A 22,410-nucleotide genomic window follows, 5' to 3' on the forward strand; every position below is an offset into this window, starting at 1 on the left:
AACCACACCATTTCCTGACGCATGAACTCGATAAAACGGCTGTCTGATCTGACCATTCAGCAAGACCGAAAAGCCACCTTGCAATTCCTGGTCAATAAAGTCAAGCAGCGTAAAGACGATTTCCCGGCTCCGCCTTTTTTTCTGTTGATGGGGGCGGGTTGCTCATTCGATGCCCGGATTCCTACGGGTTCGGGTATTATGACGTACCTCCAGAAACGTTGTTACGTCGAGAATACGATGAGCATCCCGAATCACAACCTGCTGGACCTGGACAAAATAGACAGTTTACTGACCGACAACGACGCGCAGAAAAACCTGGCCGCCTTTATCAAAGAAAAGCAGGAGGCCTGTCACCAACAGGTCGATGCGCAGCGCGACGAATTTCTTGGTAGCATTCCGGCTGACCTCGTCGAGATTCTGAAAACCAACAATCCTGATGCTGATCTGTGGGACGTTGTCAAAGAAGAGTTTTATCAGACCAGTTATTACGGTTTCTGGTTCGACATTACGCTACCGGACCCGCGCGAACGCCAGCAGCTGATCGAAGAAATCATCGACAGAAAGGAACCTTCGGCGGCTTACATTCTGCTGGCCTGCGTGGTCAACTCAGACGGGATCAGAACCATTTTCACTACCAATTTCGATGATCTGGTCAACGACGCCATTTTGCAGGAAACCGACAAAAAATCAAGGATTTATGCGCATAACGAACTGGTGAAGTTCATCAACTTCCGCAGCCCCCGCCCCAACATTGTCAAACTGCACGGCGACTATCTGTTTCAGGACATGAAAAATACCCTGCACGAAACGTCGACCCTGCAGGCCGATCAGATCATGAAACTTCAGGAAGCCGCGCAGGATATGGGCGTTATTGTCACTGGCTACTCCGGCTCCGACCGATCCATCATGGACGCTCTGTACCAGGTGAAAGAAAAACGAGGAGCGAGTTTCCCGTTATACTGGTGCGCCCGCGATGAGAAAAATATTAACTGGCGGGCCAAATACCTGATTAATCAGCATCCCAACAGTTATTACGTTCCCGTCGACACCTTTGAGCAGCTGATTGTCAAGCTTTACAATGATCTGAACTGCAAACTGCGCGACGTAGAAGAAAAGAAAAAGTGGGTAGAAAAACATCACCAGAAAGCCGTCGATACCCTCAGTAAGGGCGACTTGAGAAAGCAAAGCCCAAACCTGGAAAAAGCCCTGAAAGCCGAAGAAATTCTGGCACAGGCCCGGCAGATAAAAACCCCTACAGAACGGGTCACGTATCTGGACGATATGATTCAGAAAGTACCCCCCAATGCTGAGTTATACGTATGGAACGCTTACTACAAACATGACCTCCAGCGCTACGAAGACGCCCTGACCGACTTGGATAAAGCCATTGACCTTGACTCAACTAACGCTACAGCCTATAACAACCGGGGCTCCGCCAAGAGTAACCTCCAGCGCTATGAAGACGCCCTGATCGACTTGGATAAAGCCATTGACCTTGACCCAAATAACTCTTCAGCCCATAACAACCGGGGCTTCGCCAAGAATAGCCTCAAGCGCTACGAAGAAGCTCTGAGCGACTACGAAAAAGCCATTGACCTTGACCCAAATAACGATGCAGCCTATATCAACCGGGGCTCAGTCAATAGTTACCTCAAACAATACAAAGACGCCCTGATTGACTTCGATAAAGCTATTGACCTTGATCCGACTGACGCTACAACCTATAGCCACAAGGGCAGAGCGCTTCGAAAGCTGAACAGATTGACCGAAGCTGAAGAGAACGTCCGGAGAGCGATTGAACTCGATGAGAATTACGCGAATGCCTACGCGAATCTGGCCGAGATCAGGGCGGCCCAGGGCAACGCAGATGGTTATTACGAGTCGCTGGAAACGGCTCTGGCGAAGGGCGCCAATGTAGAAAACCGGTTTACAGACGAGGTTTACATCCCCTACCTGACTGAACCTCGCTTTGTTGAACTGCTGAAAAAACACGGTATTCCGCAACCAGCTTAACCACGAAGAATGCGGGGTACAGCAGGCTAACTAAACCCACCCCCTTTATGACAACGCAACAAGATGTACTTTGGAAAAAGCTACAGACGTTCCGATTCGATGAACCCGGGGTGGCGCTTACCTTCACCGCCCGGCTGGCCCGCGAAAACGGCTGGTCGGACGCATACGCCCGGCGCGTCGTTACCGAGTACCGGAAGTTTCTGCTGCTGTGCTGCCTGACCGAAACCGGCGTTACCCCGTCCGATGCCGTCGATCAGGCCTGGCATCTGCACCTGACCTACACCCGCTCCTACTGGATCGACCTGTGCCGCACGACCCTCGGGCGCGACATTCACCATACGCCCACCCAGGGCGGCAGGCAGGAAGCCGGCAAGTTTAACGGGTTCTACTCGGATACGCACCGGCTGTATCGCGACACCTTCGGCACCGAACCGCCCGCCGACATCTGGCCCGATGCCCACATCCGTTTTACCGATACCCGGTTTACGCGTATTAACCGGGGCCGATACTGGGTGCTGCCCAAGCCATCGGTTCAGCTCAGCCGGGGCCTGACGCTGGTTGGCCTGTTGCTGACGGCACTCCTGTTCGTACAGGCCAGCTCGCGGGTGCTGGTAGTGGCGCTGCTGGGCATAGTCGCGTTTGGCGGGCTGGTCTGGCTGATCGGTAGCCTGGCTAACTCGAACGAAAACCCCGACCAACGACGACAGCAGGCCGATGATGGGAGCGGTGTAATCCTGTTATCGGGCGATGCTAACCACCACAGCCACGACGCAACTAATGGTCATGACGGCGCTGACGCCGGAGCCGACAGTGGCTGTTCGGCCAGCGGTTGCAGCGGCTGTGGTGGTGGCGACTGATTTGACTTAATCCCGCACCGGGAAGCGCCTAAGCTGGCGTTCCAGATCCTGAATGGCGCCCTGCAGTTCGCGTTTGTCAGGCGCAACGGGCAGGTAAAAGGGAGTGGTACCGGTTTGCCAGGAAGGCCGGGCTTCTGAGCCGAGCTTGATCCGGAGCCGGTAATCGCCCCGCCCGCCCGACAGCGTGCTGAAGCCAAGGGCCGGTTCAACAAACGTCAGTCGGGGCGACAGCTCGCGCTCGTCGGCTACCGACCGCATCCATTTAAGCAGAAGTTCCAGCTCCCAGGTCGACAGGACGGGAGCCGTACGAACACATTCGCGGTTCTGATACCGGGTCTTTACACTGACAATAAGCCAGTTTCGATCCATGAAATAGGGCGAGTCGCTGCATTCATAATCCAGAATGTTCAACTCGAAGGCCCCTTCGGGTCCGGTGAGTTTCATAATTAATAGAGTGAGAGAGTATAGAGGAAGGATAGCTAATACATACATAGTACCTGACCGGGCCACTGGTCGTCAGTCAAATGCCTCTCGGTTACACTCGACAGACGGCTGGAACGGGCAGGTAAAACACCGTAGCGCTGTTACTCAATTTACTTTATAGGATATGAATGGTAAACTTAACTAAAATAATGATACCAGCCATAGGAAAAAGGCTATTTTTTCGAAATATTTTACTGGCTTTGCCAACATATGCCGCTCCGGAACGCGGTTGGGGTACTTGCCAGAAACAGGCCGGCAAATAGTCTTTTTGTGTTTGCCGAATTAACTCTATAATTTCACCACACAAACGTAACACGATTCCCCAGCCCTATGTCAGCTTCCAAACGCGTCCTGATTGCCGAAGATAGCTCCGTTATTCAGAATCTGGCCCGCAAAATCCTTGAGTTTCAGAACTATGATATTACAGCCGTAAAGAACGGCGAACAGGTTTTACAGATTCTCGAGAAAGAAGACTTCAGCATCCTGCTGCTCGATATCAACATGCCCATCATGGATGGCATGGAATGCGTACGTCGCGTGCGGGCCCTGTCTGACACGACCAAAGCCGAAGTACCCATCGTGGCCATTACCGGTAACGCCAAGAACTATACGGAAGAAGAATTCAAGACCGCAGGCTTCAACGACGTCCTGGTCAAACCCCTCAACTTCGACCGCCTGGTAGAAGTCGTCAATCAACTTACCGATAAATAAAGAGCGGTTGAGTGATTGAGTGATTGAGCGAATCAGCTTTACGCAACCCAAATTCACTCAGTCACTCAGTTACTCAATCACGCACCATGGTTGTTACGCTGCTTGGAACCGGAACGTCGTCGGGGGTGCCGCTGATTGGCTGTGACTGTGCCGTTTGCCGCTCGGCCGACTTTCGGGACAAACGACTGCGCACCTCGGCCCATATTGCCATCGACGGGCGCAGTTTCGTCATCGATACCGGGCCCGACTTCCGGCAGCAGGTACTCCGGCTCAATCTGAACCAGCTCGACGCGGTCTTGTTTACCCACGAGCACAAAGACCATACGGCGGGGCTGGATGAAATCAGGGCCTATAATTTTCGCTCCGGCCGGGATATGCCTGTCTACGGCCGCCCTACAGTACTGGCGCAGCTCCAGCGTGAGTTCGCCTATATCTTCGCCGAACATAAATACCCCGGCATTCCCCGCATCCGGCTCCACGAGATTCAGAATCAACCCTTCGAGGTACTGGGGATTCCGGTAATCCCGATCGAGGTCATGCACCACCGGTTACCCGTATACGGCTACCGAATCGGCGATTTTACGTACCTCACCGACCTCAACGCCATTGCCGAATCGGAACTGGACAAAGTCTACGGCACCCGAATTCTGATCCTCGACGCCCTACAGCGCCAGCCGCATATTTCGCACTTCAACCTCGATCAGGCGGTGGCGCTGGCCGAGCGGGTCGGCGCCGAGCGTACCTATTTCACCCACATCAGCCACAAGCTCGGTATGCATCAGGACGTCGAGAAAGAGCTGCCCCCTTCTATCCGGCTCGGCTACGACGGAATGCAGATTTATCTGTAAACCAATCCCCCGCCCCCAGCGTTACCGGCATACAGACTCGCTCCCATGCCGACACTCGTCAAGCCAACCCGTTCGTTCTCCGATACGCTTCTGAGCCATTATCGCCAGCAGGGCGACCCGCCTGCCGATGCCGTTCTGGCCGCCGTTGCCGATACCAGCGGACGCGGGGGCATCAGCCTACTGATGCAGTGGCTGGCCGACACCCATGAGTTCGATCTGGCTCAGCAGCCGGCAGCCGTTCAGGCGTTTTTTGCCGAACACGCCCGTCTTCCCGACTGGGCCGACCCGGCCCGGATGAAGCGCGGTATGGCTTTTTTTCAGCAACATGCCAGCCTGATCGGGCTCGTGCTGGGCACCTACTCACTGCCTTATACCTACATGGGGGCCGATGGGGTGCAGCTGCTCTGGCTTACCGAACGGATCAAGAACGATACGGCCCGACGCCTGCAGGAAACCGGCGAATGGGTCTTCGGAGTCAATACGCCCAACGAATGGAGCGGTCCCGTCAAAGCCGTTCTGCGCACGCTGAAAGTCCGGCTGATCCATGCCGGCGCCCGCTGGTTCGGGTTGCAGTCGGGGCGCTGGAACATGGACTGGGGTATGCCCGTCAACCAGGAAGACATGGCCGGTACCAACCTGTCGTTCTCGTACATTGTGCTGCGGGGCCTGCGGCAGTCGGGCGTTGCGGCCACCGAACAGGAAGAAGAAGATTACCTGCACCACATCAACGTCATTGCCGCGCTGAATGGTGTTGCCCATGAACTGCTTCCCCAGAACCTGCGCGAGGCCTACCACCTCGACCGCGCCATTGCCCGTCGGCAATTTCGAGCGTCCGAAGCCGGCAAAGGCCTGACCAGCGCGCTTCTCAACGCCATTGCCGAGGTAGCCGGAAAAGCGTCGGGCCAGCCCGATAACGTCAGGAACCTCGCAGCCGCTCAGATGCGTTTCTTTCTGGGCGACAGCCACGCCGACGCCCTCGGGCTGCCAGCCGTTCCACTGGAAAAGCGCATCGTCAATGTCGTCAGGCGGCTTCCCATATTTCCCAATACCGTTTTCAGCCTGTAAGTCCGCAGGGTTGCAGATCAGCCGCGCTGAACCGAAACACAAACGTAACCTTGATTCAGTTAGATCCTATTGCCGCCCTGGCCACGGCTCCCGGAATTGGCGCCATTGCCGTTATCCGCGTATCGGGCCAGGACGCCATTTCCATAACGAACCGATTTTTCCGGGGCAGGGACCTCACCAGGCAGGCCAGCCACACGGCGCATTTCGGTACCCTCCGCAACCGCCCCGACGCATCGGGCGAAGAAACCATCATCGACGAGGTGCTGGTAACCATTTTCCGGGCACCGCGCTCCTTTACCAAAGAAGATGTTGTCGAGATTTCGTGCCACGGCTCGGAGTTCATCATCCAGCAGATTCTGCGACGGCTGACCGAAGAAGGCGTCCGCCTGGCCCGACCGGGCGAGTTTACCCAGCGCGCGTTCCTGAACGGTCAGTTCGATCTGGTTCAGGCCGAAGCCGTGGCCGATCTGATCGCGTCCGACTCCGATGCGAGCCACAGGGCCGCCCTCACCCAACTGCGGGGCGGTTTTTCGCGGCAGCTTAAAACCCTGCGCCAGCAGCTGATCGACTTCGTGGCGCTGGTAGAACTCGAACTGGATTTTGGGGAAGAAGACGTCGAGTTTGCCCACCGCGATCAGCTCCGGCAGCTGATGCTCGACATCCGGCGGGTGCTGCATCCCCTGATCGAGTCGTTCTCAACCGGCAACGCCATCAAGAACGGCGTACCGACCGTCATTGTCGGTAAACCCAACGCTGGCAAATCAACCCTGCTGAACGCGCTGCTGAACGAAGAAAAAGCCATTGTCTCCGATATTCCCGGCACCACCCGCGACGTGATCGAAGATGAACTGTTCATCGACGGTATCCGCTTCCGGCTCATCGACACCGCCGGGCTGCGGCAGGCTACCGACACCATCGAAGCCATTGGTATTGAGCGGACGCAGCAGAAAATGCGGGATGCATCGCTGGTCATCTACCTGTTCGACGGTCTCAACATCGCCCCCACCGACCTGCGCGACGCCGTAGCCGAGGTGCGGACATCGGGAAAACCGTACCTGCTGATCGGCAACAAACTGGACGCCATTGACGCCGGCCGCAAAGAAGAATTGGAGGGTATCGCCAGCGAACCCATCGTCTGGATTTCGGCCGCCCGGCATACGCATCTGGATGAGCTTAAGGCGGCTCTGTCGGCCCGTGTCCGCACCGATGCCGCCGTTCAGACGGGCAGCGCCGTAGTGACCAATGCCCGGCATTACGAGCACCTCACCGGCACCGACAACGCCCTGGCCCGCGCCCTGACCGGCCTCGACACCGGCGTTACCCCCGACTGGCTGGCGATGGACTTACGGGTCGCCCTGCAACACCTGGGTGAGCTGACCGGCGAGATCACCACGGACGACCTGCTGGATTCGATCTTCAGCAAATTCTGCATCGGCAAGTAACCCTTTGTCTACAAAAAAACTCCGTTTCAAATCCATCGACACCTATAATGGTTACCAGCTGGCTGGCCAGCAGAAGCGTCTGTTTATCGGCGCTGGCTACCTGGATCAGATCCAGAAAACTGACCAAGGCCTCGCGTAGCTTTTGTCCCAACTATTGCCTGTAGACCTTGGCCTCGTGTTCCAAACAAATAAGCGGTCATTTTAACAGTAGTCCAACTACCAATACGTGCATTATACTGCCCTTTTGCGTATATATTTACGTAGCATTCATCTTTCACGATCAAAAAGGGTAGTATAATGCACTATGGATGAATTAATTTCTAAGCTTATTGCGCGTCGGAATGCGCTGCGCCTGACGCAGGAGTACCTGGCCGAGCTGGCAGGGGTCAGCCTGCGAACGATAAAAGCCATCGAGTCGGGCGCGGGTAACCCCAGGGTGTCTACCTTGCTCAAACTGGCCGACGTATTGGGCATGGAACTCAGATGGATCGTAAAACCACATAACCTGTAATCGCATGCGCCAGGCGGCCGTTTACCGAAACCAGGAACTGGCGGGTTATCTCACCGAAGAGACTACCCAACACTACATCTTCCGCTACGATGAGGGGTGGCTGGCCGACGCGCAAAAACCGGCAATCAGTCTGACCTTACCCAAACGCCAGGCGCCTTATGAAAGCAATCAGCTCTTCCCGTTTTTTGCCAATCTGCTCAGCGAGGGCGTGAACCGGCGTTTGCAGAGCACTCAGCTTCACATCGACGAGAACGACAGCTTCGGTCTGCTACTCGCTACGGCCCGGTACGATACCATCGGCGCCATCACCGTACAGCCCCTGATTGCCCCATGAGTATACCTCCTGTTTCCTGTTGTCCGGGCACGCTCGCCGAGGGGTTTACAACCTATAGCCCCGCCTGTCTGCGCCAGCTGTTCAACGGCAAACGGGTGAGCCACCTGTTGCCCTATGAACAGCCGCAGCGCGACGAGGTCGTGGCCGGTTTTTTCCTGGAAAATCGTAAACGGATTTCCATATCGGGCGTGCAGGAAAAAGAGAGCCTGCTGCTGGACAGGAACCAACTCCGGCTTACCCAGGCCGGCGAGCAGGGAACCTATATGCTTAAGCCCATTCCGCGCGATGTGCTGAAGGTAGATCAGGTGCCGGCCAATGAACACCTGACCATGCAGATTGCCCGGCAGGTCTATGGAATTGACACCGCTGCTAACGCGCTGGTGTTCTTTCAGGATGGCGCACCGGCCTACCTGACCAAACGCTTCGACGTAAAACCCGATGGGACCAAATGGGGCGTTGAGGATTTCGCGTCGCTGGCGGGCAGGACAAACCAGAACGCCGGGCCTACTTTCAAGTACACCTACAGCTATGAAGAAGCGGGACTACTAATCCGGCAGTACGTGGCCGCCTGGCGGGTCGAGATCGAGCGGTATTTCAGGCTGGTCGTCTTCAATTTCCTGTTTTCGAATGGCGACGCGCACCTGAAAAACTTTTCGCTGATGGAGTCGGCCTACGGTGATTACCTGCTCAGCCCGGCCTATGATCTGCTCAACACGCACCTGCATGTCGACGATACCGACTTCGCCCTGGACAACGGTCTGTTTGCCGATGGGTACCGATCGGCAATCTTTACCCGCACGAACCATCCGGGGCTGAGCGACTTTACCGAGTTTGGTCGGCGGATCGGGGTAGCCGACAGGCGGATCGAACCGCTATTGGCGCCGTTTCGCGAGCGGCAGGCCAGCGTCAGCAGTCTGGTTGACCGATCGTTTCTGAATGAAAGCAGCAAGCGGGCTTACCTGCTGCATTACAACACCAAACGGAACTTCTTGAACCAGTTAGGGTAATCACCCTCTATCGGCAACGGGTAATTCTTCAACAATTAATTACGTACTCACGTGAACTTTATGAGCGACCAGACCGCTTTGTAGAAGTTGTAGCCTAGCCGCTTAACTTTGTGTTGCATTAATTCCCCCGATGAACAAACGACGGTCTGGTAATCCGATCTGGCACCGATTATTCTGTCTGTTGATGGCGTTCTACGTCATCAACGTCAGTATCGATGCGCCCGACGGGTACGTCACGCCGAACAGCCGGGGCGAATACCGAGAAGACCTCTCCTTCAACGAAATCGAAAGCTTCAGCGAGTTGGTACTGGAGACGATATTCGGCATTCAGGACGCCGTTCCGGAGCATGACGAGTCTGACGAGGAAGAAGACCAGGTATCCAAAATTTTTGTCGACTGGTCAGTTCCCGGACCGGTTGTTATCTACGCGTTTGCGGCTTCTGTCGGCTTTGTAGCGGTGCCGGTTCAGGCATTTACCCATTCGATCTACCGCTCCAGATCGACCGACATCAATACCCCTCCCCCCCAGATCGCGTAACGACTGATACGCCTATTGGCCAATCAGGGCAGGTCCGTTCCGGGTCTGTGCAGGCTATGGTGCGTCCTGATGCCCCGGCTAGTTACCAGCCCGGAGCCTTTCCATCCATTTTTCTCGTTCATTTTACCAAACAGACTATGTCTGCACAACTGGCGACCCGCTCTGTCCGGGTCCAATTGTCGGCGCTTGTCCTGTTCGTGCTGCTGGCAATGGCCTTGTTGCCAGGCTGCTCGAGCGAAACCAAACAGCAAGCGGCCCAAACCGAAACCTATCCGGTCATTCAGCCGGTCATTACCGATACGATTTACGCCAAAGAGTATGTTGCCGACATACAGGCCGTACAGAATGTTGAGATACGCACCCGTATTGAAGGCTATCTCGACCGCATTTACGTCGATGAAGGAACGTTCGTGCAGAAGGGGCAGCTACTCTTCACGGTCAGCAACCCCGAGTACCGGGAAGAACTCCTGAAGGCACAGGCCAGCCTGAAAAATGCCATGGCGGAAGCCAAAACCGCCGATGTTGAGGTCAAAAGTGTTTCCCTGCTGGCGGGTAAGCAGATCATTTCAGGCATCGAACTCGAGAAGGCTCAGGCAAAACTAGCGGCCAGCCAGGCCAAGATTGACGAGGCCAGAACGTCAGAAACAGCAGCCAGACTCAAGCTGGCTCTCACCCAGATCCGCGCTCCCTTTGCCGGCACCATTGACCGGATACCGAATAAAGTGGGAAGTCTGGTCGGCGAAGGAACCCTGCTGACAACCCTCTCCGATAACCGGCAGGTATTCGCTTATTTCAACGTACCCGAAGGCGAATACCTGGATTTCATGACCGCTCACAACCCGTTACAAAAACGGGCCGTGTCGCTCCTGCTGGCCAATAATCGACTGCACGGTAGCCCGGGCGCCATCGAAAAAGTAGATGGCCAGATTGACCGTAGTACCGGAAACATTGCCTTCCGCGCCCGCTTCGCCAACCCCCGGAACCTGCTCAAACACGGATCGAGCGGCAAAGTCCGGATGAATCAGACCGTAACGAACGCGCTGCTTATTCCGCAGCAGGCGGCCTTTGAGCTCCAGGATAAACTCTTTGTATTCGTGGTCGGGGCTGACAACAGGGTGCAGATGCGGAGCTTCGTGCCCAGGCTTCGGCTGCCGCAGCTCTACGTAGTCGGATCGGGTCTGTCGGCCAGTGACCGGATCCTGTACGAAGGCATACAAACCGTCAAAGAAGGTGATATCATCCAGCCCAAACTGCTGTCGGCCCCGCAGGTCATGGCGCAGCTAGCCAGGCAATAACTGACCCATATTATGTTTTCCCGATTTATCGAACGCCCCGTACTGGCTATTGTCATCTCGGTGATAATTACCCTGCTGGGTCTGCTGGCGGTAACCCAGCTCCCGATGACCCAGTTTCCGGCCGTCGCTCCGCCGGAGGTCAACGTGACCACTGAATATACGGGCGCCAACGCCGAAACCTCCGTTAAGGCCGTCATCACGCCCCTCGAACGGGCTATCAACGGCGTACCGGGCATGAAATACATGTCGTCCGATGCCACCAACGACGGCGTAAGCGTCGTGCAGATCATCTTCGAAGTAGGCACCGACCCCGACGTAGCCGCCGTAAACGTACAGAACCGCGTGGCGGCCGTGATGGCCGAGTTGCCATCGGAGGTGATCAAGAACGGGGTAAAAATTGCCAAAGAAGAAAACTCGATGCTGATGTATCTGAATATCTTCAGCGACAATAATGCCCTCGACGAGAAGTTCCTCTATAATTTCACCGATATCAACATCCTGGCCGAACTCAAGCGGATCAAAGGTGTGGGGTATGCTGACATCATGGGCGCCCGTGAGTATGCCATGCGGATCTGGCTCAAGCCAGACCGGATGCTGGCCTACAATATATCGGCCGATGAAGTGGTCGAAAAACTACAGGCTCAGAACGTGGAAGCAGCTCCGGGCAAGCTGGGGGAAAGCTCTGACAAGCAGGGACAGGCGCTGCAGTACGTGCTGAAATACACCGGTAAATACACCACCGAGGAGGAGTACGGCAACATACCCCTGCGGGCCAACACCGACGGGGAGCTGCTCCGGCTCAAAGATCTGGCCGACATTGAGTTCAGCACGACGTACTACGATGTTGTATCGAAGCATAACGGGCGCCCATCGGCTGCCATCATGCTCAGGCAACTGCCGGGTTCCAACGCCAGTGAGGTTATTTCCGGTATCAAGGCCCGCATGGCCGAGCTGAAGCAAACGCGCTTTGCCCCGGGTATGGACTATGAAATTACCTACGACGTATCCCGCTTTCTCGACGCATCCATTCACGAGGTGATCAAGACGCTCATCGAAGCGTTCGTGCTGGTCGCGCTGGTCGTGTTTCTGTTTTTGCAGGACTGGCGGTCTACGCTGATTCCTGCCATTGCCGTACCGGTAGCGCTGATCGGCACGTTCTTCTTCATGCAGCTTTTTGGCTTCTCCATCAACCTCATCACCCTCTTCGCCCTGGTCCTGGCGATCGGGGTCGTTGTCGACGACTCCATCGTGGTCGTTGAGGCCGTTCATGCCAAAATGGAGCAGGATGATCTGGACCCCTGGGCTGCGTCGAAAGCGGCCATGAGCGAGATTGGCGGGGCCGTCATCGCCATTACGCTGGTGATGGTTGCCGTCTTCGTACCCGTCATGTTTCTAACGGGGCCAGTGGGTATATTCTTTCGGCAGTTTGCCGTGACGATGACCGTAGCTATTCTAATCTCGGCGGCCAATGCCCTGACACTCAGCCCGGCCCTCTGTGCATTAATCCTGAAGAACACGCACGGCGAACCCAAACAAGGAATACTCAGTGGCTTTTTTGACCGTTTTAATCGGGCCTACGACGGGCTGGCACGTCGGTATCAGCGCCTGCTGCGGCTCATTATTAATCGGCGGGTGGTGACGTTCGGTCTGCTGGGGGCGTTCTGCGCGGGCATCTGGGGCACGAGCTCGCAGGTAGCGCCGGGCTTTATTCCGAACGATGACCAGGGTACGTTCTACGCCAGCATTACCACCCCGGCGGGGGCTACCCTGGAGCGAACCCGGCAGGTGGTTGACCAGATTCAGCAACTGGCCAAAGGCATTCCCGCGATCAAATCGGTCTCCACGCTGGCGGGCAACAACATCCTCTCCGACGGTACAGGCGCCACCTTCGGCACCTGCCTGGTCAATCTCAAGGCCTGGGACGAGCGGACCGAGTCGGTCGATGAGGTGATGGAAGCCCTGGCCGAGAAAACGCGCGGCATCAAAGGTGCGCAGATCGAGTTTTTCCCGCCCCCGGCCGTGCCGGGCTACGGAAATGCCAGCGGCCTGGAGTTACGACTACTCGACCAGACCGGCAAGGGTGACTACAAGCAGATGGAAAGCGTGGTTCGGCGGTTCGTGCAGGACCTGGAAGACCGACCCGAGATCGAAAACACATTCACCATCTTCGACGCCAGCTTCCCCCAGTACATGCTCTACGTAGACCCCGACAAAGCGGCTCAAAAAAGCGTGTCGGTCGGCAAAGCCATGCAGACGCTGCAAACCCTGATTGGTTCGGAGTACGCTACCAACTTCATCCGCTTCGGCCAGATGTATAAGGTGATGGTGCAGGCCCTGCCGAGCTACCGGGCGCAGTTGGATGATCTGCTGAAGTTATACGTCAAGAACGACAATGGGGAAATGGTCCCTTTTTCGGCCTTCATGCGCGTGGAGCGGGTGTACGGACTGGAGCAGGCGACCCGCTACAACATGTACCCTTCTGCCGAAATTAACGGGCAGGCAGCGCCCGACTTCAGCAGTGGCAGCGCCATCCGGGCGGTTCAGGAAGTGGCGGCTACCAAACTCCCCAAGGGCTACAGCATCGACTGGGCCGGTATCTCCCGCGATGAGGTACAATCGGGCAACCAGGCCGTGATTATTTTCCTGATATGCCTGGTGTTTGTTTATCTGATCCTGTCGGCCCAGTACGAAAGCTTCCTGCTCCCGATGCCCGTGATCCTGTCTTTGCCAACGGGGGTGTTCGGAGCGTTCTTCTTTTTGTGGGTCACGGGGCTGGAAAACAACATATACGCACAGATTGCCATGGTGATGCTGATCGGTCTGCTGGGTAAAAATGCCATCCTGATCGTTGAATTTGCCAACCAGCGCCGGGCTGAGGGACTTTCTATCGTCCGGGCCGTCGTAGAAGGCGCCCTGGCCCGGTTACGCCCTATTCTGATGACGTCCTTTGCGTTCATTGCGGGTCTGATCCCGCTCTGCATCGCTACCGGGGCCGGGGCCGTGGGCAACCGCACCATCGGTACGGCGGCAGCGGGGGGGATGCTGATGGGCACCGTATTCGGGCTGGTCATCGTGCCGGGCCTGTATGTCGTGTTTGCCAGCCTCGCCAACCGCTTCCGCAAACCGCGTTCGGGTCCACATCAGTCGTCGACCATCCGTACTTCTTCCACCAACGCGCCCCTCCATGAACCGGTATAAACTCCATTGGTTATTCATCGGCGGGTTACTTGCCGGCAGCCTCAGCGGCTGCCGGATCTTGCATCAGCCCGCCCCCACACCGGTGATGATGACACCGCCTTCGTTTACCGGCAACGCCGATTCCGCCGGCATTGGGGAGCAGCCCTTCCGCAGCCTGTTCACCGACCCGAACCTGGTAGCACTCATCGATACGGCCCTGGTGCGCAATCTGGATGTGAAGATTGCCCTGCAACGGATTGAGGGGGCGCGGGCTACGTACAGCATCAGCCAGGGCGCGCTGCTGCCGCAGGTCGACGCGGTAGCAGCGGCCGGTGTAGACCGCTTTGGTCGGTATACGCTGAACGGGGTCGGCAATTTCGATACCAACCTGTCCGATAATGTGCGGGGTAATTTACGGATTCCGAACCCCACGCCTGACTTGTTTGCCGGTTTCCGGGCCTCCTGGGAACTCGACATCTGGGGAAAACTTCGCAACCGGCGCCGGGCAGCTTACAACCGGGTGCTGGCTTCGGTTGAGGGCCGCAACCTGGTCGTTACGGCCCTGATCGCTGACATTGCCCGGCTCTATTATTCGTTGCTGGCCGACGATGCCGAACTCGAAATCATCCGCGACAATATCGAGCTGCAGCAACGGGCGGTCGAGTTAGTGACCGTTCAGAAGCAGGCCGGGCGGGTAACCGAACTGGCGGTGCAGCAGGTCAACGCGCAATTACTGAATACGCGCGCCCTGGAAGGACAGGTACGGCAACAGATCGTCGAAACAGAGAACCAGCTCAATGGGCTGCTGGGCCGGTACCCTACGCCTATCCCGAGGGGTTCCTCCATTCGGGATCAGCAACTGCCCGGATCGGTTCGGGCGGGTGTGCCCGCCCAACTGGTACGTCGCCGACCCGATATCCGGCAGGCCGAGCGCGAACTGGAAGCGGCCAACATCGATGTAGCCGTGGCCCGGGCCGAGTTCTTACCGGGGTTGACGCTGACTCCTTATCTGGGTCTCAACGCATTTCGGCCCGGAGTACTGCTGAATCCGGCGTCGGTAGCTACGGGCGTGCTGGGGAGTCTGGTGGCGCCGGTGTTTAACCGCCGACTGTTGCGGGGCAATCTGGCTAGTTCGCAGGCCCAGAGCCGCGAAGCCTACTATGCCTACCAGCAGACCATTCTGACCAGCGTGGGCGAAGTCGTGAGCCGCTTACAGGGCCTGGAAAATTACCGGGATGTAGCTGATCTGCAAACGCAGGAAGTGGCCGTACTCCGGCAAGCCGCAACGACCGCTAACGATCTGTTTGCCGCCAGCTACGCCACCTACCTGGAAGTAATTACGGCACAACGATCGGTACTGGATGCCGAACTGGGATTAATCAATACGAAACAGGCACAGTTTACCGCCCTGATCGACTTATACCGGGCGCTGGGGGGCGGCTGGCAGTAAACAAACCTTATTGTATCGACCCCATGGAAATTGTCATCATTATTGCCCTGACGCTGCTCAACGGTTTATTTTCCATGTCGGAGATCGCGATCGTATCGGCGCGGAAAGCCCGTCTGGAAGGGCTGGCCAAGCGGGGTAGCGCTACCGCCCGGCGGGCGCTGGACCTGGCAGAATCGCCCAATCGGTTTCTCTCGACGGTGCAGATTGGCATCACCCTGATCGGCATTCTACTGGGTATTTTCAGTGGCGATACGCTGACTACCTCGCTGGAGATGACGCTCAGGCAGATCCCCCTGTTGACGTCGGTGGCTCGTCCGCTGGCGGTGGGCGGGGTACTTCTGTTCATCACGTTTCTGTCGCTGGTACTGGGCGAACTGGTTCCCAAACGGATCGGCCTCAATAAACCGGAAGCCATTGCGCAGCTGGTAGCCGGCCCCATGTCCATTCTCTCCCGGGTGGTTTCGCCCTTCGTATGGCTCCTGACAATCACCACCGAAGGTTTGCTGAAGGTACTGGGTATCCGGCCTTCCACGGACAGCGCCGTTACCGAGGAAGAAATAAAAGCCATTATTCAGGAGGGCACCGAAGGGGGTGAGGTGCAGCTCGTTGAACAGGAACTGGTAGATCGTGTATTCCGGCTCGGCGACCGCAACGTGCGGTCGCTGATGACTCACCGCAGCGAGGTCACCTGGCTGGATGTCAATCTGTCGGCGTCCCAGGTCAGAAAGCGGATCGCGGGTGAACTGCACCGCATCTATCCCGTCTGCGAAGGTAGCCTGGATAAACCGCTGGGCGTTGTACGGCTGACCGATGTGGTCGAAGACCTGCTCAATGGGCAGTCGTTCGATCTGCGAAGCCACATCCAGCCCGCCCTTTTCCTGCCCGAACACAACGCTGCCTATAAGGCGTTCGAGCGGTTTCAGGCAGCTGCAATCCCGTTTGGTCTGGTTACCGATGAATATGGTGGCGTTCAGGGGGTGCTTTCGCTGGACGATATTGTAACGGCACTGGTCGGCGAGGTAACGTTTATGTCGGAGGCCGGGGGCGATGTGCAGCCGCAACCCGACGGCAGCTACCTGATCGATGGGCAGTACCCGTATCCTGATTTTCTGGACTACTTCGACCGGGAAGAGCTACTGGACCAGGACGACCGGTTTCACACCGTTGCCGGGTTGATCCTGGACCGGCTGGGCCACCTGCCCCAGCCCGGCGAATCCATTCGCTGGCATGAGTTCACGCTGACTGTAGACCAGATGGATGGGGCACGCATCGATCGGGTCCGGGTTCACAGACGACTTGAATAAGGGCATCAGGTTCATCAATACCGGCTCCCATTGGCTACCTTTCGCCCGTCTATCTTTCCGTTACGAAAAACCGTCTCCCATGAACACGAATCCAACGTCATCCCGGGTTGAGTTTGCCCGGCGGGTCTGTATTGCCGTCGGCATTGCGCTTTTCTTCGGTCTGGTGACCTGGTTATTGGGCGCGTCATTCAACGTGCTCCTGTTGCTCCTGTGCGCCATTCTGATTGCGCTGCCCCTGCGGGCCGCAGCGCGCTGGCTAAGCCAAAAAACCGGCTGGCGCGAAGGCATAGCCCTGATTGTAGTCGGGCTGACATTGCTGGGAACGCTGGCCGGCGTTGGCGCCCTGGTAGCTCCGCTCATCGGCGAACAAACCCAGCAACTGCAGCAGGAGTTGCCCGGCGTGCTGAAAAACGCGCAGCAGCAGATCGAGAAAACGAGCTGGGGGAAACAGCTGATTGGCCAGATTCCGGAGTCGCCCGAGAAACTGCTCAAAGGGGGCGGGGGCAGCCAACTGGCCGGGCGGGTCTTTGGCGCCGTTTCGGGAACGGTCAGTGTGTTTACGGACCTGTACGTCATTTTCTTTCTGGCCCTGTTCCTGGCTGCCGAGCCCCGGCTGTACACCGACGGGCTGGTCAACCTCATTCCCCCGGCCAGGCGGCAGCGCACCCGGCACATTCTGGCCCAGCTGGATGAGTCGTTGCTGGGCTGGCTGATCGGGACCCTGATCTCCATGGCCATCGTCGGGCTACTAAGCTGGCTGGGCCTTTCGCTGCTGGGGGTTCGGCTGGCGGGAATACTGGCTTTATTTGCCGCCCTGATCACCTTCATTCCTAACCTGGGTCCAGTGCTGGCGCTGATCCCGGCCCTGCTGTTTGCCCTACTCGATGGCCCCCAGCAGGCGCTGAACGTTCTGCTACTGTACGTAGGTATCCAATTCGTGGAAAGCAATCTGGTAACGCCCCTGATCCAGAAGCGGCTCAACGACATTCCACCCGCCCTGCTCCTGCTCGTGCAGATCATAGTGGGCGCGTTTGCCGGTACGCTGGGCCTGATCATGGCCGCGCCCCTGCTGGCCATTCTCATGGTACTCGTCAGAACGATTTATCAGGAAGATATGCTGGGGGACAGTAGCGGGGATTAGCTCATGACAAACGCCCTTTCGGTCGTACACTACTCATACGAGATAGTCTTTTGGCAGAAGATACGATCACAACCGGGCAAATTTGTACCGCATTTGTACCTTTCGAGTTAGAGTAAACCAGTACCGTACAGATAATCAGCGCATAAGCGACTGTCAGTATATTCTGCATCGGCAAGTAAGTTTACAGGGTTATAGAACGTGCCGGCCTGGCTTCGTGCCGGCAGCGCTGTTAGTCACTTACCTATGTCAACTATGAATCGTAGCCCGCTACTGGTTGGTGATTGTCTCTACTGGACGCGCCGGGCACTCCGCGAACATATCGAAGCGCTTGGCGTTCGGGCGGGCGATGCCGTTATGGTACATGCCGGGCTCCGATCGGTGGGGCCTATGCTGCACGGGCCCGACGCGCTAATCGGGGCGCTGCTGGATGCGGTCGGGGCAGCCGGTACGCTGCTTTGTTACGTGAACTGGGACCAGCAATACGAGGATGCGGTGACGGACACGGGCCACGTTCCCGACGCGCTCAAAGCCGACATTCCGCCCTTTGACCGACTCGGGTCCAGAGCCAGCCGCGACCACGGCGCGTTTGCCGAGTTTGTCCGCACGACCCCGGGAGCGCTCCGAAGCCAGAACCCCGGTGCGTCGGTAGCGGCTATCGGCGGTCGGGCGGCCTGGTTTACCGCCGACCATCCGCTCCAGTATGGATATGGGCCGGGCTCTCCCTTCGAGAAACTCGTGCTGGCCGGCGGCTTGGTGCTCACCATAGGCGCCCCGCTGGATACCATAAGCCTGCTGCATCATGCCGAGCATCTGGCCCGGATACCCGGCAAACGGATAGCCAGGCTGGAGGTCCCTATCCTGATCGACGACCGCGTCGACTGGCAGATGATCGAAGAGTTCGACACGAAAGACCCGGTCGTTGAAGGGCTCGACCCGGACTATTTCAAGACCATCGCCGATGCGTTTTTGCACCAGCAAGGAGGCCGGCAGGGGTTGATTGGCGATGCGCCGTCGGTGCTGCTACCCGCTGCCGCGCTGGTTGCCTTCGGTGTCGACTGGCTGGAACGGCGTTTCGGCCAGACGGATCCATAACCACAAGCCGTTTTTTGCAGTTAGGCTGATACAATGTCCTTCTATAGGTGTGCGCAAAATCGTGCCGATTCTTCAACTCCTGGCCCGGGCATTCATCAACCTGAGTGCGAACGATCCTATCCGCATGGCCGCTGCTACGGCCTTTTTCGCCTTCTTTGCCCTCCCTTCCATCCTCATCATTCTGTCGCAGTTGTATGGAGACTGGCTTACGGGCGATCGGCGGTGGGTAAACAGCCAGTTGTTTCGCGAACTGGCCGATCTGTTTGGCCCCTCCAGCGCCCGTCAGCTGCGCGACATATCACGTAGTCTCCAGAAACCGCGCTCCTCAGAATGGCTGACCGCCTTGAGTCTGGTGCTGCTGTTTCTGGCATCGACTACCCTGTTTACCACCATTAAAAACTCGCTCAACCAACTCTGGAATGTCAAGTCGACTGCCCAGGGGCGGGTCTGGCCGGGTTTGCTGACCAAGCTGGTTGCGCTGGGCATCATTATTTTCTCCGGCTTTCTGTTCACAGTCTCCCTGAGTCTGCACCAAGCGGTATCGACGCTCAGCGCCGATGCGTCGTCGTACAGCTGGCTGGCTCAGCTAGCCCACCAGAGTTTGTCGGTGCTGGTGCTGACCATCTGGTTCGGGCTTGTTTTCAAGTACCTGCCCGACGTTCGGATTCACTGGCAGGCGGTTTGGGTGGGCGGTCTGGTAACGGCCCTGCTCGTTGAACTCGGCGAGGTTATTCTCGACCGGCTGCTGATCAACAGTCCCGTGCGTAGTTTTTACGGCTCGGCAGGCAGTACGATCCTGGTGCTGCTCTTCGTTTTCTACTGCTCGCTGATCTTTTATTACGGGGCCAGTTTTACCCGCCAGTATGCGCTGTGGCAGGAACTGGCCACCGAACCCGGTGCGAACTCGGTGGCCTACCAGATCAACGAAGTAACTGATCAAAAGCCCCCTGCCGCCAGCTAACCCGGCAGGCTTTGCCGGAAGCGGGCCACATAGCCTGTCATTCTCTCAATCTGGAAAATCGATCGGAGAAAATCGCCCTCCCGACAGAGCGCCAAAATAAGGTCGGTATAATACTAGTATTTCTTACTTAAACCTTATTGTTTTGAAGCTTCAATCAGTTCTTCGCTCGTTTACTCTATGCCTATGTCCGGGCCATACGGATCGTCATCACCCGACCGCTCAGCCGAGCAGCAACTTTGGGCGCGTTTTCTGGCGGGTGAAGAACCGGCGTTCGACGCGTTGATGACCACGTACTACCGGCCGCTATTCCGGTACGCCACCCGTTTCTCCCGAGATAAAGAGTTTATCAAGGACTGCATTCAGGATCTGTTTCTGTACCTCTGGGAACGCCGGGCCTCCCTCCGGACCGACGTTATGCTGAAGCCGTATCTGATGGCGTCGCTACGCCGGTATATGCATCGGCATTTACCCGGGGCGACACCTGCCACCGAGTTATCGGACGACAAAACTCAGCTCTTCGACTTCGAGTTTTCGGTCGAAGAGCAGTTCATTGACCAGGAAACCACCTTCCACCGATCCCGGCACATGCAGCAGCTGTTGCAAACCCTCCCCCGCCGGCAAAAAGAAGTCGTTTACCTGAAGTTCTTTCAGGAGATGGAGCGCGAACAAATCGCCGAGGTGATGGACATTGCGCCCCAAACGGTGTCGAATCTCCTTCAGCTGGCCCTCAAACACCTGCGGCAATACTGGAAAATTGAACTCCTAACCCTGCTGGTGGTCCATTTCAACTTGTTTTAGAGCCGCGGTTAGGCAGCCATGCCCGCCTGTAGAATCCCACCTGTTTGCAACAAACAGCCTTCAGCGGCATTGGTCTGGGGCGGCTTACTGACAGAATCAGAAAAAACCAGAAAAAAATTGCATTAAAAAATGGTATCCCGGGCGGACTTCTGTCTATCAGCTATTGAGAGGCAGCATAACGGCTATGAAACGATACCTGCAGTACCGTATTGAAGACTTTGTCTGGGACCAGGCTTTCCGGCAGTGGGTGCTGTTGCCCACCCGCGAAACAGACGCCCGCTGGCAGCAGTGGCTGGCCGAGCATCCCGACAAGGTAGCCCTCGTTGCGGAGGCCCGGGCTATGGTGCAGTCCCTGCAGCTACGGGAGTTGCCGCTGAGCGATCAGGAGATTCGGTATGCCGTTCAGCGAACGCTGGGCCAGGCCCGCAAACAGCAGGCTCCCTTCATCCCCGACGCCGACGGGCCCGTGCGCCGGCTGCCGTTCTACCAGCATAGCTGGTTCCGGATGGCGGCTTCGCTGATCCTGATTGCCGGGCTTGGCCTCTGGGCCTGGACGGTTCAGCTACCCAGCCGGCTGAGTGCGCTGATGCGACCCGACTTCAGCTATGACCAGCTGACCGGCACCCGCCAGCCCATGTTGACCGAAACCGTAAACCGAACCGGTAAGGTTATGCCGGTGAAGCTGACCGACGGCTCGCTGGTTATTCTTAAAGCCGGCAGCCGCATCAGCTACGTACCCGGTTTCCGTAGCCGCAGCCGGGAAGTCTTTCTGTCGGGTGAGGCTTTCTTCGAAGTGACTAAAAACCCCGCCAGGCCTTTTCTCATCTACGCCAACGGCCTGGTTACCAAAGTCCTGGGCACCAGCTTCCTGATCCGCGCGTATCCCAAAGATCCGGAGGTTATTGTGGAGGTAAAAACGGGCCGGGTAGCGGTGTTTGCCCAGACAGACCCGCAGGCGAGTCGAAAAATGAGCGACCGCGAACTGGACGGAGTAGTGCTGACACCCAACCAGAAAATTGTCTTCGAACGCAGCGAAGTACGGCTGTCGAAATCGCTGGTAGCGGATCCGCAGGTCGTTGCAGGCCCGGCCCAGCGCTTCGGCTTTGACGATACCCCGCTGCCGACGGTGTTTGCTACCCTCGAACGGGCCTATGGCGTAGACATCGTTTATGACGAAGAGCTGCTGGCCAACTGCCCCCTTACGGCCGAACTGGCCGACCAGCCCCTGTTCGAAAAGCTGGATGTGATCTGCCGGGTTATCGAAGCCAGGTACGAGCTGATCGACGGCCAGATTGTCATCAACAGCCGGGGCTGCAAACCCTAGCCGACTTTACAAACGTGATGCTAACCCCTAAACCCGGCTCTATGACGTAAACGTACATC

20 protein-coding genes are annotated in these 22,410 nt (G+C 57.1%); 19 read left to right on the plus strand and 1 reads right to left on the minus strand.

The features are described from left to right. Positions 1 to 21 precede the first annotated feature (21 nt). The gene (locus B1C80_RS12325; protein WP_077921395.1) at positions 22 to 2,013 is read left to right on the plus strand and encodes a tetratricopeptide repeat protein; all 1,992 of its coding nucleotides are present in this window, start codon (positions 22 to 24) and stop codon (positions 2,011 to 2,013) included. Between the two features lie 47 nt (positions 2,014 to 2,060). Beyond that, positions 2,061 to 2,870 (plus strand): hypothetical protein, encoded by an 810-nt coding sequence (locus B1C80_RS28525; RefSeq protein ID WP_201723564.1) that lies wholly within the window; start codon positions 2,061 to 2,063, stop codon positions 2,868 to 2,870. 6 nt (positions 2,871 to 2,876) lie between these two features. Here the strand turns inward: B1C80_RS28525 and B1C80_RS12335 are convergent, their stop codons facing one another. After that, positions 2,877 to 3,314 carry a hypothetical protein gene (locus tag B1C80_RS12335; protein ID WP_077921396.1) on the minus strand — a complete coding sequence of 146 codons (438 nt, stop codon included), beginning with the start codon at positions 3,312 to 3,314 and terminating at the stop codon, positions 2,877 to 2,879. 369 nt (positions 3,315 to 3,683) lie between these two features. Here B1C80_RS12335 and B1C80_RS12340 point away from each other — a divergent pair, with 369 nt between their 5' ends. From B1C80_RS12340 to B1C80_RS12420, 17 genes are all read left to right on the plus strand, one after another. Next, complete coding sequence (locus B1C80_RS12340; protein WP_077921397.1) at positions 3,684 to 4,064, plus strand: response regulator; 381 nt, start codon at positions 3,684 to 3,686, stop codon at positions 4,062 to 4,064. A gap of 86 nt (positions 4,065 to 4,150) precedes the next feature. Next, on the plus strand, positions 4,151 to 4,912 hold the full coding sequence (locus B1C80_RS12345; RefSeq protein ID WP_077921398.1) for an MBL fold metallo-hydrolase: 762 nt from the start codon (positions 4,151 to 4,153) through the stop codon (positions 4,910 to 4,912). 45 nt (positions 4,913 to 4,957) lie between these two features. Continuing rightward, positions 4,958 to 5,977: an oxygenase MpaB family protein gene (locus tag B1C80_RS12350; RefSeq protein WP_077921399.1), complete on the plus strand. Its 1,020-nt coding sequence runs from the start codon at positions 4,958 to 4,960 to the stop codon at positions 5,975 to 5,977. Positions 5,978 to 6,027: 50 nt separating this feature from the next. Then, entirely contained in the window at positions 6,028 to 7,419 is a 1,392-nt protein-coding gene (gene mnmE / locus B1C80_RS12355; protein ID WP_077921400.1) for a tRNA uridine-5-carboxymethylaminomethyl(34) synthesis GTPase MnmE, read from the plus strand. A gap of 304 nt (positions 7,420 to 7,723) precedes the next feature. Beyond that, on the plus strand, positions 7,724 to 7,930 hold the full coding sequence (locus B1C80_RS12360; protein WP_077921401.1) for a helix-turn-helix transcriptional regulator: 207 nt from the start codon (positions 7,724 to 7,726) through the stop codon (positions 7,928 to 7,930). A gap of 4 nt (positions 7,931 to 7,934) precedes the next feature. Further along, on the plus strand, positions 7,935 to 8,264 hold the full coding sequence (locus tag B1C80_RS12365; protein ID WP_077921402.1) for a HipA N-terminal domain-containing protein: 330 nt from the start codon (positions 7,935 to 7,937) through the stop codon (positions 8,262 to 8,264). After that, the gene (locus tag B1C80_RS12370) at positions 8,261 to 9,271 is read left to right on the plus strand and encodes a type II toxin-antitoxin system HipA family toxin (RefSeq protein ID WP_077921403.1); all 1,011 of its coding nucleotides are present in this window, start codon (positions 8,261 to 8,263) and stop codon (positions 9,269 to 9,271) included. Before B1C80_RS12365 ends, B1C80_RS12370 begins: the two co-directional genes overlap by 4 nt. 130 nt (positions 9,272 to 9,401) lie before the next feature. Then, positions 9,402 to 9,809, plus strand: a complete 408-nt coding sequence (locus tag B1C80_RS12375) for a hypothetical protein (protein ID WP_129604045.1) — start codon at positions 9,402 to 9,404, stop codon at positions 9,807 to 9,809. Positions 9,810 to 9,946: 137 nt separating this feature from the next. Further along, positions 9,947 to 11,104 (plus strand): efflux RND transporter periplasmic adaptor subunit, encoded by a 1,158-nt coding sequence (locus tag B1C80_RS12380; protein ID WP_139361645.1) that lies wholly within the window; start codon positions 9,947 to 9,949, stop codon positions 11,102 to 11,104. Between the two features lie 12 nt (positions 11,105 to 11,116). After that, positions 11,117 to 14,302, plus strand: a complete 3,186-nt coding sequence (locus tag B1C80_RS12385) for an efflux RND transporter permease subunit (protein ID WP_077921406.1) — start codon at positions 11,117 to 11,119, stop codon at positions 14,300 to 14,302. Then, positions 14,289 to 15,731, plus strand: coding sequence for an efflux transporter outer membrane subunit (locus B1C80_RS12390; RefSeq protein WP_077921407.1), 1,443 nt, complete (start codon positions 14,289 to 14,291; stop codon positions 15,729 to 15,731). The genes B1C80_RS12385 and B1C80_RS12390 overlap by 14 nt, the downstream gene beginning before the upstream one ends. Before the next feature lie 23 nt (positions 15,732 to 15,754). Continuing rightward, positions 15,755 to 17,035 (plus strand): hemolysin family protein, encoded by a 1,281-nt coding sequence (locus B1C80_RS12395; RefSeq protein WP_077921408.1) that lies wholly within the window; start codon positions 15,755 to 15,757, stop codon positions 17,033 to 17,035. A gap of 79 nt (positions 17,036 to 17,114) precedes the next feature. Continuing rightward, a complete protein-coding gene (locus B1C80_RS12400) occupies positions 17,115 to 18,176 on the plus strand; it encodes an AI-2E family transporter (protein ID WP_077921409.1) in 1,062 nt (353 codons plus the stop codon). A gap of 252 nt (positions 18,177 to 18,428) precedes the next feature. Next, positions 18,429 to 19,268, plus strand: coding sequence for an aminoglycoside 3-N-acetyltransferase (gene aac(3) / locus B1C80_RS12405; RefSeq protein WP_077921410.1), 840 nt, complete (start codon positions 18,429 to 18,431; stop codon positions 19,266 to 19,268). A gap of 49 nt (positions 19,269 to 19,317) precedes the next feature. Beyond that, entirely contained in the window at positions 19,318 to 20,229 is a 912-nt protein-coding gene (locus tag B1C80_RS12410; protein ID WP_077921411.1) for a YihY/virulence factor BrkB family protein, read from the plus strand. 183 nt (positions 20,230 to 20,412) lie between these two features. After that, positions 20,413 to 21,027, plus strand: coding sequence for an RNA polymerase sigma factor (locus B1C80_RS12415; protein ID WP_077921412.1), 615 nt, complete (start codon positions 20,413 to 20,415; stop codon positions 21,025 to 21,027). 184 nt (positions 21,028 to 21,211) lie between these two features. Further along, positions 21,212 to 22,351, plus strand: a complete 1,140-nt coding sequence (locus B1C80_RS12420) for a FecR family protein (protein ID WP_077921413.1) — start codon at positions 21,212 to 21,214, stop codon at positions 22,349 to 22,351. Positions 22,352 to 22,410: the final 59 nt, after the last annotated feature.

The sequence above is a fragment of the Spirosoma sp. 209 genome (assembly GCF_002006735.1).
Classification (GTDB): domain Bacteria; phylum Bacteroidota; class Bacteroidia; order Cytophagales; family Spirosomataceae; genus Spirosoma; species Spirosoma sordidisoli.